The organism is Vallitalea okinawensis (assembly GCF_002964605.1).
GTDB classification, from domain to species: domain Bacteria; phylum Bacillota; class Clostridia; order Lachnospirales; family PQDH01; genus Vallitalea_A; species Vallitalea_A okinawensis.
The window spans coordinates 214063-234413 of the sequence record NZ_PQDH01000006.1; the positions used below are offsets into that span (position 1 = coordinate 214063).

At 33.2% G+C, this 20351-nt stretch carries 15 protein-coding genes; 2 read left to right on the forward strand and 13 right to left on the reverse strand.

Translation table 11 applies throughout. From position 1 onward, the window contains the following. Positions 1-35 precede the first annotated feature (35 nt). The 8 genes from C1Y58_RS16930 to C1Y58_RS16960 all read right to left on the reverse strand — a co-directional run bounded on the left by C1Y58_RS16930 (position 36) and on the right by C1Y58_RS16960 (position 7505). Complete coding sequence (locus C1Y58_RS16930; protein WP_105617275.1) at positions 36-1610, reverse strand: extracellular solute-binding protein; 1575 nt, start codon at positions 1608-1610, stop codon at positions 36-38. A gap of 53 nt (positions 1611-1663) precedes the next feature. Further along, positions 1664-2563: a carbohydrate ABC transporter permease gene (locus C1Y58_RS16935; protein ID WP_105617276.1), complete on the reverse strand. Its 900-nt coding sequence runs from the start codon at positions 2561-2563 to the stop codon at positions 1664-1666. 20 nt (positions 2564-2583) lie between these two features. Further along, complete coding sequence (locus tag C1Y58_RS16940; protein ID WP_105617277.1) at positions 2584-3534, reverse strand: ABC transporter permease; 951 nt, start codon at positions 3532-3534, stop codon at positions 2584-2586. A 253-nt stretch (positions 3535-3787) separates the two neighbouring features. After that, a complete protein-coding gene (locus C1Y58_RS16945) occupies positions 3788-5506 on the reverse strand; it encodes a sensor histidine kinase (RefSeq protein WP_105617278.1) in 1719 nt (572 codons plus the stop codon). A 6-nt stretch (positions 5507-5512) separates the two neighbouring features. Further along, entirely contained in the window at positions 5513-6292 is a 780-nt protein-coding gene (locus tag C1Y58_RS16950; protein ID WP_105617279.1) for a response regulator transcription factor, read from the reverse strand. Between the two features lie 102 nt (positions 6293-6394). Continuing rightward, positions 6395-6865 carry a YdeI/OmpD-associated family protein gene (locus C1Y58_RS16955; protein WP_105617280.1) on the reverse strand — a complete coding sequence of 157 codons (471 nt, stop codon included), beginning with the start codon at positions 6863-6865 and terminating at the stop codon, positions 6395-6397. An 81-nt stretch (positions 6866-6946) separates the two neighbouring features. Then, complete coding sequence (locus tag C1Y58_RS26510) at positions 6947-7120, reverse strand: hypothetical protein (protein WP_157950164.1); 174 nt, start codon at positions 7118-7120, stop codon at positions 6947-6949. A gap of 103 nt (positions 7121-7223) precedes the next feature. Next, complete coding sequence (locus C1Y58_RS16960; RefSeq protein WP_105617281.1) at positions 7224-7505, reverse strand: hypothetical protein; 282 nt, start codon at positions 7503-7505, stop codon at positions 7224-7226. Between the two features lie 282 nt (positions 7506-7787). Between C1Y58_RS16960 and C1Y58_RS16965 the strand changes: the two genes are divergently transcribed. Further along, on the forward strand, positions 7788-8567 hold the full coding sequence (locus tag C1Y58_RS16965; RefSeq protein WP_105617282.1) for a hypothetical protein: 780 nt from the start codon (positions 7788-7790) through the stop codon (positions 8565-8567). Positions 8568-8756: 189 nt separating this feature from the next. After that, on the forward strand, positions 8757-10820 hold the full coding sequence (locus C1Y58_RS16970; RefSeq protein ID WP_105617283.1) for a histidine kinase N-terminal 7TM domain-containing protein: 2064 nt from the start codon (positions 8757-8759) through the stop codon (positions 10818-10820). A gap of 144 nt (positions 10821-10964) precedes the next feature. Here C1Y58_RS16970 and C1Y58_RS16975 read toward each other — a convergent pair whose 3' ends face one another. From C1Y58_RS16975 to C1Y58_RS16995, 5 genes are all read right to left on the reverse strand, one after another. Then, positions 10965-11804, reverse strand: a complete 840-nt coding sequence (locus C1Y58_RS16975) for a DUF6544 family protein (RefSeq protein ID WP_105617284.1) — start codon at positions 11802-11804, stop codon at positions 10965-10967. Beyond that, positions 11791-12261: a MarR family winged helix-turn-helix transcriptional regulator gene (locus C1Y58_RS16980; RefSeq protein ID WP_105617285.1), complete on the reverse strand. Its 471-nt coding sequence runs from the start codon at positions 12259-12261 to the stop codon at positions 11791-11793. The genes C1Y58_RS16975 and C1Y58_RS16980 overlap by 14 nt, the downstream gene beginning before the upstream one ends. 73 nt (positions 12262-12334) lie before the next feature. Then, on the reverse strand, positions 12335-13099 hold the full coding sequence (locus tag C1Y58_RS16985; RefSeq protein WP_105617286.1) for a dienelactone hydrolase family protein: 765 nt from the start codon (positions 13097-13099) through the stop codon (positions 12335-12337). 27 nt (positions 13100-13126) lie between these two features. Beyond that, complete coding sequence (locus C1Y58_RS16990) at positions 13127-14173, reverse strand: ArsR/SmtB family transcription factor (protein WP_105617287.1); 1047 nt, start codon at positions 14171-14173, stop codon at positions 13127-13129. A 221-nt stretch (positions 14174-14394) separates the two neighbouring features. Then, positions 14395-20226: a leucine-rich repeat protein gene (locus C1Y58_RS16995; protein ID WP_105617288.1), complete on the reverse strand. Its 5832-nt coding sequence runs from the start codon at positions 20224-20226 to the stop codon at positions 14395-14397. Positions 20227-20351: the final 125 nt, after the last annotated feature.

The following is a 20351-nucleotide window of genomic DNA, read 5'->3' on the forward strand; positions in this document are numbered from 1 at the left end:
ATGATCTCTTCTATTCATTGACTAAACTTGCAATACTAGTTTAAAGCTTGATATGCTTCAGTTAATCTCTGCTCTAAATCATCCATACCTAAATTAATTGCTGTTTCAATCATACTATTATAATTAGCAGTTAATTCTTCTTCAGTTTCTGACATGATGATCTTCGCTTCTTCATCTTCAAATAATTTTACTAACTTATCATAAATTATTTTTTCATCTGTATCTGCCTTAGGTTTTATTAAACTTAATCTAGGATTGATATCCACTATTTCTTTGTAATAATTAGAAGACTCCTTAACCATCTCATTAACTTCTGTTGGCTTACTATCAGCTAAAATTCCAAAAGCAACGTTCTCTTCTAAGTGCTTCCCAAAGTAAAAGCCTTTATTCCACTCAGCTTCCCATTTATTAGGATTGTTTAGACGAATATCAATAATTTCATCGCTAAAAACGATGTTACCATTTTCATCTCTATTCCAATCTTCTCCTTCAATACCAAAGCATGTTAACTCCCTACCTTCTTGACTATATATAAAGTCAACAAGACGAGCTGCTGCTTCAGGGTCTTTACAGTTTTTACTTATAAAAACCCCAGCCCAACCAATTTGGTTATTCACTAAAATTGGATCATTCTTTGTTTCAAGACCAGTAATAAGACCTGCTTTACCTTCTGGGAAGTTCTGCTTCAGTTTTGAATCTGTTCCAACTACAGCACCATCGGTCCAAGTCATGGCAAATGCTCTACCACCATTAAACTCACCTATAACGTCAGACTCATTTTTAACTGCGAAATTATCTGCAGTCATTAAGCCTTTCTTGTATAATGTATTGGCATACTTTAAAAAGTCTAAATAATTCTCACTTCGTACACCAAACTCGATTCCTCCATTGTTATCAGAGTAATAAGTATATCTACCATCAGCTTGAACACCATATGCTACTTTGAAAGGTGTAAATTGCCATATTGGATTGAACATGAATGGTCGCATCTCTGGATATTTTTCTTGAACCATTTCTAAAAGAGTAATAAAATCTTCGGTAGTTTTTAACTCCGGACTTCCTAATTCTTCATAAATATCTTGTCTAAAAATAAGACCAGGACCTCCTAATAATGCTGAGGGGCTATTATCCCAATCCTCTTTTGTTCCATAGGCACTTAAAATGGTATAGAAATTATCATCTGAAGAAAAAGATTTTGCATTCATAATACGTTCTTCTCCTTGGTCAAAAAGAGGCATATAGCCTTTGTCAATAAGTTCATTATAAGAGTAGGAAACATCAGGATTAGATAACCTTGATAATTCTTTACTTGTAAATATAATGTCAGGCAACTCCTCTGAAGCAATCATCAAACCTAATTGCTTTTCATCCGCTGCTTTTGTTACATTCAAAGTGACACCTGTTTTTTCAGTGATTTTTTCAGGTATTTTTCCTTTAAATTCTTCATTTGAATACCATGTAAAGTTGATAAATGCATCTAACTCAACTGGTCCTTCTTCATTTGTTTCAGCTGTTGATTTTCTTTCACTCTCTGTTTCCCCACAACCTGCTAGAGTAAAGATAAGAACAACTAGCAAGAAAATTATTGATTTTCTTCCCCATTTTTTCATTTTATAAAACCTCCTTATTTAAATAGGTATCTTACGATACCTGAATTACTTATTTAACCTTTAACCGCCCCGATTGTAACACCTTGAACAAAGTGTTTTTGAACAAAGGGATATAGAATAGCTATTGGAAATACGGCGATTACCATTGCTGTTATTTGTAAGGTAAAGGGTGGTATATTATTGGCCATTGCCATTGCAGACTGAGCTGATACTTGCATAGGTGTTTGACTACTATTAATAAGATCTATCATCATATAGGATAAAGTCTTTAGATCTTTGTCTTGCACAAAGAAAACAACGTCCATCCAGTTATTCCATTGGCCAACTGCTATAAAAAGTCCAAGTGTAGCAAGTAATGGTTTAGAGATTGGTAAAATAATCTTAATGAATATTTTTAAATCCTTTGCTCCATCAATTTTAGCTGATTCGTATAGTGAGAATGGTAAGTCACTAAAAAAGGAAATGGCTATCAGAACAAAAAAACTATTCATTAATGCTGGTATGATATATACCCAGAAGGAATTAATCAGCCCTAATTGCTTAAGGGTAAAAAAGTAAGGAATTAATCCCCCTGAAAAATACATGCTTATGATGATGAGTATCATATAAACTTTCTTAAACATGAGATGCTTAAAGGATAGCGCGTAGGCAACTGCTGCAGTAAACATGACCCCAGTAACCGTTCCTACTACTGTTCTCGCTACAGATATCCATATAGAATTAAGTAATCCCCCATCCTTAAAAAAGTAAATATAATTATCTAGTGTAAAAGCTCTGGGGAAGAAATAAACTCCACCTTTCATTGTGTCCACACTTTCATTAAAAGATAGCACAATGGAATAAAAAAATGGATAAAATGTCATTACTAATACTAATGTTAATGATATATAGATAATCGCCATTAATAATCTATCACCAAAGCTTTCACTATTAAAAGAGCGTTTCTTCTTCATGTCTACCTCCTTAGATAACTTTAGAATATTCCCGTACCAGTTACTCTCTTAGCAATAAGGTTACTTAAAAATACCAGCGTAACAGATATTAAGGATTGTATTAAACCTACTGCTGTCGCATAAGCATAGCGCCCTTGGGATAAACCCATTTCAAAAACATAGGTTTGAATAACCTCTGAAGTATCAATATTGGAAGGATTACCAAGTAAATAGCATTGTTCAAATGTTGATCCTCCAGTTCCTGTACCAATCATTCCTCCTAAAGAAAGGATAAGTACAACAATGATGGTTGGCTTAATACTAGGTAATGTAATATGCCAGATCTTTTGTAACCGATTTGCACCATCTACTTGCGCTGCTTCGTATTGTGCAACATCCACACCTGCAATAGCCGCTAAGAAGATAATAGTCCACCATCCCGTTTCTTTCCAGATGGATAAAAACACAATCAATGGCCAAAATGTCTTGGATGATGCTAAAATATTAACGGGTTCTTCTACAAGTCCATTTTTCATTAATACATCATTAACAAGACCTGTTTGTTCAGAGAAAAAGGTCATGCAGAGTACTGCTACAACTGCCCAAGAAATAAAATAGGGTAAATAACTTGCAGTCTGAACAACTTTTTTGAAAGTTTTATGTCCAACTTCATTTAACATCACCGCTAAAAGAATTGGTACAGGGAAAGTAAAAACTAGCTTCAATATACTAAGAGCAAAGGTATTTCTCATAATTCTGACGAAATTATAGTCAGTAAAAAATTCTATAAAATACTTTGCCCCTACCCAATCACTTGTAAAAATACCTGCAATACCCATAGAAATTTTATAATCTTTAAAACCCATGATTAGCCCAAACATCGGTATGTAAGAAAAAATAAATAAGAACAACATGCCTGCTAAAGCAAAAGCTTGTAAGGTGCATTGCTCTTTAAATCGGACCCAGCTTTTTTTATTACTTATTGCCTCCATATCAAGTTCCCCCTTTTTGTTAAGCTTTTTTGAATAGATAAGTCTGGTCAACTTGACTGTTTTATTCAAAACTACCAATTACTCAAGATGTAATATATTGTGTATTGTATATTTTTAATTATACAGAGCATGAATTTTCTTTTCTACTGGGTATTTTTAAAAAACATGTGTCATTTTCTAAGATTATTTCTAAATTAATGGTTAATATATATAAAAAAAAGTCCCTATAAGGACTTTTTTATCTAGTTTGGCTCTATATTTTATTTAGTAATTTAATAACAATAGTCAGCCCACTACTTTCAGTATTATTTTTCAGATAGATTCCCGAGCCATCTCCGAAAAACATTTTAATTCTATCATTGACATTATCTAAACCTATACTATTACTGGTTTTAAGAACATCGCCAATATTTCCTGACCCTAGATGTTCATTAATCACGTTGATTTTTTCTACTGAGATACCCTCACCATTATCTTTGACCCTAATCAAGACACCCTCATCCACTTCTTCCACTGCCAGAGAAATATGATATCCTCCTACTTTGTTCTTGAAACCATGCATGATGGAGTTCTCAATAATTGGCTGTATAATATGTTTGGGACAAGGTATAGTTGAATCTTTCAAGTTATTATTAATACTATAGTTGAATTCGTTTTTCATTCTATTTTTATATAGACTAAGGTATTCAGAAGCATAGACTAACTCATCTTTTAAAATTGTATCTTCGTCACCTCTGAGGGTGTAACGTAGTATATGGCCTAGTGAATATAAGGAATCCGCCACATTAAAATCACAATTTTCTTCAGCCATCATTCGAATACATTCAAGTGTATTGTACAGGAAATGAGGCTTAATTTGTGCTTCCAATGCGTAGTACATACTTTCTTTTCTTTTAATTTCTTTCTTATAAACCTCGTTGATGAGACCATTAATCCTTTCAGTCATTTGATTAAAAGACATCATAGTATAGCCGATTTCATCCATATCACCAATGTTTTGAATTGGAATTAAGTTATCATTTTCAATAACTGTTAGATGTCTTTTTAAACGATTAATACGTTTAATAAATGTCCTATAAATGATTAAGTAGAAAAATGCTAAAACAATTAGGAGCATAGCAATAAAAACGATCGCTTCAATCAACTCGGTCTTAGGATAAGTTTTTTTAATATGAGATACCATCTCAAAATGATAGTCACCAACTACTAATGTGGATTTGCTTAGGATGTAATCTTCTTGCTGACTATCCATTTGTTCCAAAGCTTTGCCCTTAATTGGACTTATCGAATCACCATCAAATATAATTGTATTCTCTTCTCCATCACTTATTATAATATACGAATAGAGTTCCTTATTAAGTGTTTTTAAGAGCTTTTCTATACTAACATCAATTTTCATAATACCTAGCTCTTGGGAATAATTTGAAGTGTATAATTTACTGTAATAAGTCATCTGTCTACCTGCAGATCTAAGATCCATCTTCCATATCCCCTCCATGACTTTAAGGGATTTCAACTCATTATATGCCGATAATTCATCAGCATTATATATAAAGGGCTCGATGGTAATTAGATTATCATTATTACTATAGACACTAATGTGTTCTACCACATCATTGGTTAAGAGTGATGTATTAAATATTCCATAGATATCTTTGTTATAGGCATAAACTTGATCTGCAGCAGTGATATGATAGCCTTCAAGATAGTTTAGAAAAGTATTATATAATTGAAAAGTTTCATTTATTCTTTGGATATTATCGATGTTCACATTGAGATTATAAAAGCCATCTTCCAAGATAGCATTCTGCTTATTAATATATTCTGTATACAATGAATTATTTACTGTAACAAGGAAATTCCCAGAAAGTCCAACCGTAGGTAAAAAAACCAAAAACACAAAGGTAATCATGTATTTTTTCAATAGTGACATAGCGCCATACCTTGTTTTTATTTTTTTAACTATCCCCATTGTTTATCATTCCTTCTTATGACCGTATTTTCCCCTAAATTGGGTTGGTGTATAGTTAATCTTCTTCTTAAAAACTTTGAAGAACTCTCTAGGATTTTGATACCCTACCTTATGAGCGATATATTTAATAGATGTATTTGGCTCATTAATCAAGCGGTGCATGGCTTGCTTTAATCGAACATATTGAAGATATTTTATAAAACTCGTATTGGTTTCTTTGGAGAATAGGTTAGAGATATAATTTGGATGTTTATTCATCATCTCAGCAATATAAGTAAGTGATATATCTTCTTTGTAACGACTATCAATGTAGTCAATTATATCGTTTATTACTATAGACTGCCCCGTATTCTGAAGTGTAAAACGTAAGAACTCGATATCTTCATAACATTCTTCATCTGGATGAATCTCTTCTTCACCACTTTTCTTAGCTATCTGTTCTACTGCTTCAATCAAATATTTCTTATTCACAGGCTTGAGCATATAGTCTTTCACATGACTTCTGATGGCTTTTTGAGCATATTCAAACTCATTAAATCCTGTCAGAATAAAGCAATTAGAGCACAGATTCCAGCGATAGGCTTGTTCTGCTAACTCTAAGCCTGTCATCCGAGGCATATGAATATCCAAGATAGCAATATCTGGTTTATGTAACTTCATTTTTTCTAAAGCATCTAATCCATCAAAGGCAGTAATTGTATCTATGGCATACCAATTAATGCCTTCAATAATGGCAACTATTCCATCAACGATGGCTCTTTCATCATCTGCTATTAATATACGCATAACCTATCGCCTCCACGTTGTTCATTCTTTTTTAATATAGCACACAACGTTATTTCGGTCAAAAAAAGCCCCCCATATTTCATATTGGGAGACTTCTAGCAATCATTTCATTTTCTCTTTATTAATTAACATTTCAATTGTTTTCTCTAATCTTGTTAGTTTTGTTTCCTCTTTCTTAGCAGATGTAATATGTTTAATGAACTTATTCTTTTGACTATCTGTTAATGTGTTAAAAAAATCCTTTGCTACTGGATTATCATCCAAGGCTTTTTCTAATAGTTCTGGAATTACTTCTAATCTACTTGCGTTGTCTTTTTGAATAGTAACTTCTATTTGATCTCCTGGCTCCTTGCCTATCTTAGCTCTTATAGCCTTTGAAATACCAATAATATGACAATCAGTTCCCATCTTAGCCAGCGCTCCTGTGTATTGATGACCATCAAAGGTAGCAGCTACTTTTATGATTCCATTACTTCCAAAAGCCTCTTTCACATCATATGGAAATTCAACATAGGCTCCATTTACTTTTTCAGTGCCAATAATTTTAGCTTTGAATTCATAGACTTTATCCATACAATCAACTCCTAAGTTCTTTCACATTGTGCATATCTTGATTATATATCTTTTAATCATGCATGTCTATTTTAATGATAACTAGTATACCCTCCACCTTTGAGAAGACATGGATAGAGTCAACCATAATTCAGATCTATCTTCTTTAGGTTCTGTTGATTGCGAACCGTAAAATACAAAAATTGCATTATCCTTACCTTCATTATTCTTCATTCTGTTTTTATTTTTCTCTGCTATCCTTTGTAAATATTTCATTCTTAATGTCCCCCATCCTGTCATTCATTATGTCTTAAGTATGACTTATGCTTTAAGTATACTCACTTCACTAGTGAAATAATATGGATAGAACAATTAAGACTTATTTTGTACACAAAAAAAGCCCTCTTTTTCTGAGGACTTTTTTGAAGACTGAAATAATATAGTTAAAGGTCTCCTTATCCAAAGTATAATGAAAATTGACACGTACCCATCCTGGTTTCATGGCATCGATATTTGCATTTAAAGCTTCTTTAAATCGTTCAACTCGTTTATCGTCAATAGCTAGAAGCTTAATGCCATAGGGTCCAGCACATACGCAGCCTGCTCGAGACTGTATGCCAGATAAATCGTTTAGTAATGTGCTTACAAACCTATGGTGCATGTATCCATCTTTATATCGAATATTAAAAGATAGGAATACTTAATATGTACGTGCATTCAATATTTTATATATGATCCTATTTCATTACGTTTATTAGAACATTATAAGCCAGAAATTATTATTATTTCTCTAATACTATACCTAAAAGAATAATATGTCAAATAACCTAAAATATCACACCTTCATGTTGAGAATTTCTAGTATTCTTGTATTAATATAAAGGGAACTAATTTCTTTTTTCCACGTCTAATAGATTGAATGGCATAAAGGAGGAGATTGAATATGTTAAAAACAAATAAAATAATAATCCTATTACTATTATGTATTAGTATGATCTTTACCATGGCTGGCTGTGGGGTTGATGCGTCTGCTAACGAGGAAGATAAGGATCAAACAGTTAATGTTCCTGATTGTGGCACTGATGAACTGGATTACGAAACAGTTGGAGAAATTATTGCATTTGAAGATAATGGTGTTCATATATTGACTGGAGATATTGCAGAAATATTTAAAATAGACCAAGACAGTATAAAAGACTTCTTTATAGGAGAGACAGTAGGCGTCAAACGCATCGATAACAATGAGTTTGAATTAAAGAAGTATTCTGTTGATGATTTCAGTATGCGTTATACCAGTATGGGTGAACTTATTACATCGGTTGTAGGTACTGTAAAAGAAATTAATTCAAATCAACTTATATTAAGTACAGATAAAGGCGAAATTATATTTGAACTTTATGAAAAACTAGAAGTAGAAAATGGAACTCAGTTGACTATTGATTATATTGTTAGAGATCATTCGAATTATTTATTAAGCTATTATCTTGAGGGATCAAAAATTGATTTAGTTATCAAAGGAATTAGTAGAGCAGAAAATACCGGTATTATGGTATTAGATACAGAAGATGAAAATGGATTATTGTATGAAGTCTATCTATTAGGTGGAACTACCTTAAACTTTAATCATTCTGATTTAAAAGTAAATGATAGTATATCTGTTTATCCTCAAGTTATTAGAGAAAGCTATCCAGCACAAATAGATGCTAAAATGATTACTAAATAAGTACAAAAGTTCTAATACCACGTTAAAACAAAAAAAATAATTAATGAGTCACTAAAATCTCTTTAGTATTGTCTGCCAAAGAGATTTTTTTATTTTGTCCTACATTTTATTTAATTACTTTCATAAATATGACATTTTATGATAAACTGATAGTAAGGATATCATTAGCTTTACCTTAGGGGGACTATCATGAAAGAAATAGCCATTGGTATATTACAAAGTGTTATAGCGATAATGCTATTAGTGATGTTGGCAATATCCTGGAAAAGGAATATTAATATCAAAAATTTAAAAAATATTTATCTATGTTTAGTACTATGTTTAGTTTATTGGTTATTCGCAAATGCCATGCGCAGTTTTAGTGAGATGAGAAATTCTGTTCTGTTTTGGTATGAAGCCAAGTACATAGGGATACTACCATTACCATCATTAATTTTAGCATTCTCACTGATATACACCAAAAAGGATAGTTGGTTAAGTAACAAGAAAGTTAAATACGCCTTAATAATTATCCCTGTAATCTTTCTAATGACCATCGTAACAGACCCTTATTTACACTTATTTAGAGAAAAATTAGTTGTTGTCTATGTTCGACAAATGACAAAAGTTATTCCCCATAACAATTTATTTTTTTGGTTAAATACCTTTTATACCTATTTGATGATTATTATATCCATCATCCTTCTGACTTCTCATTGTTATAAACTACCTAAATACTATAGATTCCAGCCTATTGTCTTAATTATTGCACTCTTACCACCTTTTCTCCTTAATATTACTTATGTTTTCTCTATACTGGACGAGGTATATGATCAAACAACATTAGCCTTTGTTGTCACAGGATTGATATTTCATTGGGCACTTTTCTATTTTAGTACACCTGAAATCATTCCTGTCGCCAGACAATTAATTATTGAGAACATGCAACACTTATTAATCGTGACAGATATAAATGGAAAGGTAGTTGATTTAAATTTAGCTACAAAAGAAATATTAAAGAGCTTTAATATTAATATTATGAATGCCTCCTTTGAGGAAAGTTTTCAAAAGTTTATAGAAAGCACTGACGGGTCTGTTTCATTTTCTCCTAATGGGAAAGAAATGACCTTACATTTTGATGGCGATACACATTTTTATTCTTATAATGAATCACCTATACTAGAAAAAGGAGAGACAATTGGCTACTTAAACATGTTCAATGATATCACAGAAGTAAAGACCATGATGCATCAACTAGAAAATATAGCTACAGTTGACCCTCTTACCAATCTCCGTAATCGTATTTATCTGGATAACAATATGCATACTCTTGATGATAAATCAAAACTACCCATAACAGTTTTTAAAGGTGGTCTTAATGGGCTTAAAATGATTAATGACTCTTTAGGCAATGAAATTGGCGATCAGTTAATTATACGTACAGCAGATATTTTGAGAGAAGTTTTCTCTGACCAGGGCTTAATAGCTAGGGTTAGCGGTGACGAATTCGTGATTATATTACCTCAAACTAATGCCACGGATGCAAAACAATATACTGATAGAATCTTAGAGCTTTGCAACGCAACTCTAATTAATCATGCAAAGTTAAGCTTATGCCTTTCCCATAGCACAATGACAAATAGCGATGAACTTTTAGCTGATCATATGAGACTTGCTAATAATAATATGTATAGAAAAAAATTAACGGAAAGTCAAAGTACAAGAAGTTCAATTATTGAATCTCTAAAAACTGCTTTAGAACAAAGTGATTATGAAACACAGGCTCATGCAGAAAGAACTCAAAAACTTGCATTAGAAGTTGGTCGGAATATAGGACTTAGCGATAGTCAGTTAAATGATCTATCCATGTTATCTGTTTTACATGATATTGGCAAATTATCAATTCCTGATCATATCTTACTAAAGCCAAGTAAACTGACCAAAGAGGAATTTGAGATAATAAAGACCCATACGGAAAAAGGTTATGCTATAGCCATTGCTTCACCTGAATTAGTAAGTATAGCAAAGGGCATCCTCCATCATCACGAGCGCTGGGATGGAAACGGTTACCCAAGTGGTATAGCTAGGGATCAAATTCCCATCGAAGCGAGGGTTATAACCATCGTAGATGCATATGATGTGATGACTAATGATCGCCCCTACCATAAGGCTATATCAAAGGAAGAGGCAATAGAAGAACTTAAAAGGTGTAAAGGCACTCAATTTGATCCTGATTTAGTGGAAGTGTTACTAGAAATACTCAATAATCACTAAATAAGGAGCACTTTTAATATTTAAGAGTTTCAAAGTGATTACTGCCAGTTACAAAAATTTTCTTTAGCATATTGAAAAGGAGATGGATCACCATCTCCTTTTCTACACAAAACCTATGAACCATGAAATCAGTGTTTCAATTTATTATTGATAAGAAATTTCTACTCCATTGCTATTAAAATAGAGTAACTCCCCGTCTTGGTAATGCCAGATTGCTTGTAATTTAGTTGGTGTATTAATACCATTAATCTCTTTATAATCTGTCACAACTGTTGTCCATCTTTCATAGGAATCAGTATCATAAGAATAACGTTTTGCTTCAAACCCTGTTAACTCATTTTTTTCATTAAAATAGAAGATACCGTTAACTTCCAAACCTTGATCAACAATAGTTGCTTTAACACTGTATTCATCTATTGGCTCGTATGATATATTCTCTTGAAGCGCTAAACTAGGATGCATTAAGCATTCTGATAAGTAGGTCACCAATGCTCCTTGGTCCATATCAGTACCCTTCACATCGAATAATGTGATATGTTTAGCAATAATACCTTTCATCGATCCTTTTGCATCTTGATAACTGTCTAACCCTTGAAATGGAATACCATACATTTTCGTATCAATTAAAGCAAATCGAGCAGGTTCATCAACAAAATTATACTCTAGATAATCAATCTTTAACTGAGGTTTATCGACTCCCATAGCAAGATCAGCACCTTTAAAGTCTAGTATGACTACTGATGCACTGTTAATTCCAAGGTACCCATTGCGAGTGAAATACTTCTGTATGACCTCTGGTAAATCCTTTAAGTCATCCTCGTCTATTTGTTTGCCTGATTCCGTAAACTTCTCACTAACTTCATTAACCTTCATCCAAAACTCACTCTTAACAGGTGAATAAGGTAATTTAAAATAAATAATGCAGACTGCAATAATTATTATGAGACTACACACAAACATCTTAGTCTTCCTACTCCCTTTCATCCCATTCTCCTTTACCTTCTAAGTTCAATAGATTCTTTTCAAGCTTCTTCATACCTAAAAACATATGAGCCATTTCCTCATCAGTTATTCCTTCATAGAGCTTTTCCATGAACTCTTCTTCTTTGTCAAGTCTGTTTTCAAAATATGCATAACACTTCTCAGTAATAACTAACCGTAAAACTCGACTATCTTTTAAATCCTTCTGAAACTGAATAAATCCTTTTCCTTCTAAGAGTAGGGCTAACTTTTTAACATTTTGTCTCGTATACCCCATCATGTTTGCTACATCTGTTAGGGTAGGGTTATGTATCCCGCTTTGAATAATCGCTATCAATAGAAGCCATTGTTTCATTGTTATTTCTTTGAACAATCGATTACCTAAGTTTTGTAATTTATTTGAGAATAAAAATATATTACCAAATATATAAGCTTTATGGTGTTCTCTTTGCTCATCCATCTTCTCAACCTCCAAATAGGTAACTAGTTACCTATTATACTAAACAGTTTTTACTACTTTGTCAAGAAGGAGATTAAAGATGTTTAATAAACCACGTAATAGCGGCTTCCAACATACCTATCGTTATACGATGATCGATCTTTGAATACTCTATGAGTTGAATTTTTTCAGGACTCATATAATATTGTGGTAATATTCGATTATAAAATAACCTTTGAGTTTCTATAGATAATGATGTATCATCAATGCCATGTAAAATTGATATAGCTCTGTCAATAAGTTGATTCATATTATTCATGGGATCAAAGTATTCTATTGATTTTTGATGTACAGAACTCATGGGTAAATGATTTCTTTTTATAGCCTCTTGCCAAGCAAAGGTTCCATTAAGACCTATAAGACATTTTACTATCTTGTTTTTCACCAAAACACCTGAAGCCGTAATGGCTCCCATCGAACTACCTATAACGCCAATTCTTGTTGGGTCAGCTCCATGAATCTCAATAATCTCAGAAATAAACTTCTCCGATTCATTTATACTTTGAAAGATTATATCCCATACATATTTTTCAAGATTTTTAGGATTATCATGATCTATAGGATCTCGTTCACCATGATATAAAGCATCAGGGATGATTACTTGATACCCGAAACTTACCATAGACATGGCTTGAAATTTTTCGAACTCTTTACTGGAATGCCACCCATGATAATAGATAATTGTTGGCAGTATACCACTTGAATTCTTAGCCCTAACTTTAAGACAAGGTACACTGTTAATCACTTCCCTTGTAGTTGTTGTAAAATTATTTTCATATTCAAAAATAGCCCATTCCATTGTATTTCCTCCCTCAATTAACTGAATCTATAAACATAGCTCATCTTTAAGAAACCGAATTGTTTCCATTACTCTGTCTTTGTTTAATTGATAAAAGACTTTATTGTCCTGCTTATAAATTTCCACTAAGTTTAATAAAAGTAGATTATTCATATGATATGAAACACTAGCGTTGGAGATATTAAACTTCAATGCGATCTCTTGCCCATAGCGCTTATCATGGAGTATATATTTCATAATGCCAAATCTAGTAGGATCAGATAGATTTTTAAGTACTTTCAGCTGGGATTCTGTCTTATTATTTTGACCTATAACTTCATGATAAAAAGCTCCTACCACTAGATAGCAGTCTTCTGTATTATTCATTAATGTAAAATAGATGAGATAACTATCAAAGTAAGAATTGGTTATATAGACGTTTTTGAATTCATCTAAATTAATAAGGTTATTTGTATAGGCTTTGATGAATTTCATTCCATGTAAGTTAACCTTCTCATGTACTTCCGCATTAACTTCGTTTATGGATTTACTATTCTTTTTTAGAAGCTTTTTATAATGAGGTATATAATCTTTAATGATATTTATAAACTCTAGTCTATATTTCTCCATTTGATCTATAAAACAAAAAACATCCCATTTAGCTCCCTTACTAATATCTAATTCATTAATAAAAGATAGTGTATCTACTTTATTGCGTGATAGCTGCTCTATTCGCTCATTATCATTTTTTAGTTTATCGTCAATCAATGTTTTGACGATTCCTTTTCTTAGATCAGCATGACTTAATTTATCAATGAAAACTATATAGTCATTAATAGATTGACTTTCCCAAATTTTATCGAGTACTAAAAAGGCTTTAAATATCTTAGATTCATGATGAAAGAAGAAATCCATTTTTTCTGCTTTTTTATGATGTGATTTTCTAATCCAGTAATAATCTTCTCTAAGTTCTTCTTTCAGATTGATCCCGAATTTTTCAATATGGCTTTCAAGTAAATCTATATTCCAGCTTACATATAGGCTGGTAAATAAACCATAAATTTCGCCCGCTTTGGGACTAAAAATGATATCCATCGTAAAATCACCCTTTTTTCTCATTGTAGTTTAAGTACAGTTTAAAATACTATTCAAAATTTCATCTAATATACATTGTAATCTATACTCCCTTTCTTGTCAACGTTGAAATAGTTATCAACATTTCAGTAATTATTCATCTAAACAGACTATGTTAGCCATAAAAATCACCCCCTTAAAGTGTTCTATAAGGGGGTGATGATTTCTATAGGATTTTCAGATTATTGTCCAACAGCATTGATAATTGAATCATATGCCCAATGATTATCTGATAAATCGCTAAAAGGATTATTAATAACATGAGTTGTGTCGGTTGTTTTCTTAAATGCATTATTAATCATGGTTACAGCTTCAGCTCTTGTTACTACTTCATTTGGTTTGAAGCTGCCATCATTATAACCATTGACTATACCTGCATCACGTAAAGCTAGAATATATTGTTCTGCCCAATGATCCTTTGTATCTGTAAAACTGGCTTCCTCTATCACAAGGGTAAGCCCTAAGGTTTTTGATAAAATAACCGCAAGTTCTGCTCTCGTTATTTCATGATTTGGTCTAAATGTTCCATCTGAATAGCCATTGATGATTTTAAGATTGGTGAGCTTAGTTATTCCTTCTTCTGCCCACATATCTGCATCAGATAACTGAATAGTTTCTCGTTGGCTATCGCTCACGACAAATTGGCTAAGCATAGCAGCTGCTTCAGCTCTTGTTAAAGATTGATCAGGACGGAAAGTCCCATCGCTATAACCATTTATATAAGCTAAGTTCTTATAGTCATCCATCAACATTGGTTTATTACTAATTGTATAAATGGAACAGTGAGTGATGTTAAATTCTGCTTGACCTTCTTGGTTCACTGAAGTCTCAATAAGCTCTAATTTTTCTGATGTTTCATTATAATAGTAAAGATACACAGATTGATTTTCAACAAAATCATATACATTAAACTTAAGTTTAGCCTTCATTGGCAACTTACCTTCATAGGTAGTTTGGATGATAAAGCCATCATCTTCACTCAAATCTATACCAATGCTATCTGGTTCAATCATTTCTATTACAGGTGTAAAGTCTGTATTCACTTCATTACCATCTGCTGTTTGACCATCAAATTCCCATTGGTACCAATCGCCATTAATGATAAGTTTGGTCCCTTTCTCTTGTAGAGTATCAAATACATTTTCTGAAATCACTTGACTTCCAGCTACAGCAACTTCAACAAAACCATCATCCTCTTGGCTTTCTAGTTGCTCTATTATAAGATCTTCTGTACTCTTATCATCACTGTTGTTGTCATTACTGCCACTCTTGCTACTATTGTTACTATTATTATTACCATTGTTATTTGACTCAGCTCTTGTTACAGTTATAATTGTCTCAGCTTTAGATATACCATCCTCTGCTGTAACAACTATATTTATTTCATTTATTCCTACGCTTAAAGGTACCTGAACTGCTTCTCCATTGGTTACTTGATTTCCTTCTACTGTTACCATTGCACCTGTACTATGGTTAACTGTAGGGGTGATCTCAATACTGTTTGTATTATAGGTTACGCTGACGGAGTAGTTAGTTATTGCGCTATCGAAAACAGGATTTAATGTACCAGGACTTATAGCTAAATCATTTAATATAGCATCACTATTTGCGGCTCTCGTTACCATAAGTATGGTCTGTGTAGTTGTCATTCCATCCTCTGCAGTAACAACTATATTAATCTCGTTTGCTCCTACACTTAATGGTACTTCAGTTGTATTTCCACTTGCTAGCTCAATTCCTTCTACTGTTATAATGGCACCTGTGCTATGGCTGGCTTTTGGGCTAATATTAATACTACTTATGCTATTGTCAACATTAGCAAAATAACTTGTGGTATTACTATCAAAAACAGGATTCAAAGTACCAGGATTTATAACTAAATCACTTAATCCAGCGTCACTACTTCCCGCTCTTGTCACAATTAAAATGGTCTCTAATGTGGAACTACGATCCTCAGAAGTGACTACAATATTAATCACAGTTGTTCCTACACTTAAAGGTACTTCCGTAACCTCTTCATTTGTTACTTCATTGCCTTCCACTGTTACAGTCGCATTAAGATCGCTTGTTGTAGGGGTTATTTCTATACTACTTGTCTCATAAGTTACATCTACAGTATACTCCATTTTATCACTAGAAAAAACAGGACTGAGAGTTCCTGCGCTTAATTCTATACTAGCTAATGTAGCATCATAACTACCTGTTCTAGTTATTATTATCTTGGTTTCAATAGTCGTGCTTCCATCCTCTGCTGTAACAACAATAATAAGCTCATTTACACCTACACTAAGTGGTAACTCTACAGCTTCCCCGCTTATAACTTCATTTCCTTCTACTGCTACTGTTGCATTAGGATTATTTGCCGTCGGGGTTATTTTTATAGCACTTATAGCATAGTTGACTTCTACAGAATAATCTGTTTTAGTACTATCAAATACTGGACTTAATGACCCCGAATTAAGGGCTAGGTTACTAAGAGTAGCATCATTGCTTATTTCATAAATCGCAAATCCATACCATTCATCGTCTGTTCCATCACTGTCACTTGTATCAGCTTTATACTCAGCTCCACTTCCCATCGGTACATAGACAGTAGGTGAGTTTGTACTGATATTATCAAAGGCATCTGATTCTACGGTCGGCACTGTTTCTCCCAGAGTAATGCTATTAAGAGAGGTGCAATCAGCAAAAGCATCATCACCTATGGAGGTTACTTTAGGTAACTCAATATTAATAAGCGAATTATTTTTATAAAATGCCCTATCATTAATTGTTACGACCATAGGTAAATCTACATTCATTAGATTTGTACATTCATTAAAAGTATTACTTTCGATAACTGTAACCTTTGGAGCACTTATACTTATTAGTGATGTGCAAAATTTAAATGCCGACTCTCCAATAGTGATTACCTCTGGTAAATCTACACTCACAAGGTTGGTTTTTTCAAACGCTCCATGTCCAATAGTTGTAGCCATAGGTAAGTAGATATATTGAAGTCCTGAGTCGTAAAATGCGCTGTCTCCTATAGTGATGACAGCTGGTAAATTAACCTCTTCAAGTCCTGTGCATTCGTAAAATGCACTATCTCCAATAGTTGCGACAGCTGGTAAATTAACCTCTTCAAGTCCTGAGCATCCGTAAAATGCACTGTCGCCAACACTTTCTAATAGAGGTATATTTATACTACTAAGCGATGTACATTCATAAAACCCCTCAGACTCAATGCTAGTTACTGCTAATAATTCAACGTACTCTAAATTAGTACAGCCTTGAAATGCACCAGCACCTATTGCAGTAGCTATAGGAATTTTTACTTGTTTAAGATTACTCATTTCATATAAATATTTTACTTTATTATCAGGTGTATCATTATCTTCATCATAGTCCTCTATATAATCACTATGTACTTTAGCTTCACCGCTTATCTCTAATATTTCAAGATATTCCAAATTCTCTTGAATAAATTCAAAGTCATCAGCCATAACCACTCCACCAGTGATTAATAACGAAGTAATATTACTGTAATCATCTGGCAATGCCTCCTCTAAGCGACCGGAATCAAAACTATCAATAATTACTGATTCCCCTTCTGACCTAGTTACCGTAATAGTGAATTCTTTAGTGGTGCTGCCATCCTCTGCAGTTACGATGATGTCAATAATAGTATTTCCTATGGCAAGATCTATATATACTGAATCGCCGCTGTCGACTGCATTCCCTTCGACAGTTACAGATGCCTTGCCGTGGTTCGTTGTAGGAGTAATTCTTATTACTTCTTCACTATAAGAAACAGTGGCTGTATAGTTGATTTCATCATTGCTAAAGGTCTGATTTAAAGTAATCCATCCTGTCGATAAACCTGCTAATGTAGCATCATCACTTATTTCATATACTATCCAACCATACCATAGCCCAGTGCCTGAATCATAACCAGAATCATTTTCATAATCCTCTCTACATCCTAATGGTATTTTTATTGTACGTGTATCGGCGCAACCTGTGAAGGCATTAGAATCAATCGATGGTGGGTTTTCTCCTATTGTTAGACTTTCAAGTCTTCCACAATTGAAAAATGCATAGGATTCAATTGTTTCCACCATAGGTATTACTATGCTCTGGAGATTTTCACAATCACTAAATGCACCATTACTTGGTAATCCTCCACTAATTGTAATGACATTTGGCATATCTACATTAGTAAGACTTGAACAATCATTAAATGTACTTTCATTAATATCCGTTATATTTGGAGCACTTATACTGACAAGTGATCTATTTCTATTAAAAGCTCCCGATCCAAGGACTATAACATTAGGCAAGTCAACGTTGATTAATCCAGCATGGCTGAAAGCATAACTGTCTATAGTTGTGGCCATTGGCATATCAATTGATTGGAGATTACTACAGCTATCAAATGCTGCACTTTTTATCCATTCTACAGCTGGTAATTCTACTTCTTCAAGTCCATCACAGCTATAAAATGCTTCTTCACCAATAATTTCTACTAAAGGTATATTTATTTGACTTAGGACATAACATTCATAAAATGCTTCATCTCCGATGGTTATTGCACTTGATAGTTCCACACTCTCTAAATTACCACAGTCGTAAAAAGCACTTTCACCTATCGTCACTGCAGATGAAATTGTGACTTCTCGAAGAGTTTCCATTCCAGATAAAGCATCGTCTGGCACCATATTATCATCCATAAAAGAGTCAGTTCCACTATCCACTTTTGCATCACCAATTATTTCTAGTGTTTCAAGATAAGAAAGATTTGTCTCAATCCATTCAAAGTCATTAGCATTAACGACCCCTCCCGTTATAGTTAATGATATAACATCATCCGGAAAACCATGCACATTCGATACTGCACTACCTAAGTCACCTGACGTAAAGCTATCTATCGTTATAGCCTGCTTTTCTGATCTGGTTACATTTATAATTGTTTCGCTGGTATGAATCGTATCACTAGCTGTAACAATAATATTGATTTCATTTGTCCCTACATATAAATCAAGCGTAACGGAATCTTCACTAGCTACTGAATTTCCTTCTACCGTTACTGTTGCATTATTATGGTTGACTGTTGGTGTAATTGTAATGTTCTCTGTAAGATTAGATACAATTACATCATAAGTTGTAGTTGTACTTATAAAATTGGGTACTAAATCTCCAGTACTTATTTCTAAGTTCTGTAATGATGCATCATCACTAATTTCATATATATTCCATCCATACCATAGCTCATCACCTGAATTGCCATCCTCTATGGCTTTAAAGCTTGATCTGCTATTTTGTGGCACATATACAGTTCGACTATTAGGGCAACCTGAAAATGCATCGGTCCCCACTATTGGAGCCTCACTACCTAAATAGAGGGTAGCTATTATACTGCTCTTAAAAGCATCTTCTCCGATACCTTCAACTTTTGGTAAGTTTATACTTTCCAAAGAATAACTGTTAAAAAAAGCACCTTTACCTATACTAGTAGCTACTGGCAATTCGATATCAGTAAGTGCGGTACATTCACTAAATGCATAGTTATCAATTGTCGTTGCACTTGGTAACGATATTTTCTCAAGATTATTACAACTATTGAAAGCACTGCTACTAATTGTCGTTGCAGTAGTAATTGTTACTTCTTTAAGTGTATTCATGTTAAATAAAGCTTGACTAGGTACAGTATTATCATCCATGAATGAGTTTGTACCACTATCGACTTTTGCATTACCCCTTATCTCCAAAATTTCCAGGTCAGTAAGATTATTTTTAATCCATTCAAAATCCGTAGCGTTAACTATACCGTTAGTAATCGTTAATGTTTCGACAGTTTCTACACCAAAGATGGTTGTAGCAGCTATTGCGGTCCCTAAATCGCCTGATGTAAAACTATCAATGGTTACATTTCGAAATGTACTATCGGCACTATTGGCCAGTGTCCTTTGATGAAAAGTTACAATTATAAGGACCAATAATATTAATGATCCTAAAACTCGATTTATCTTCATACAGAACCTCCTATTCTTATTTGACTAAATCAATTATGCTTAACTTTTGTGATGATTTTATGAAGAAATGGGTAATGCTATAAAAGAATAAGGTTAAGAAATTATTAGAGAATTTATACACAGTC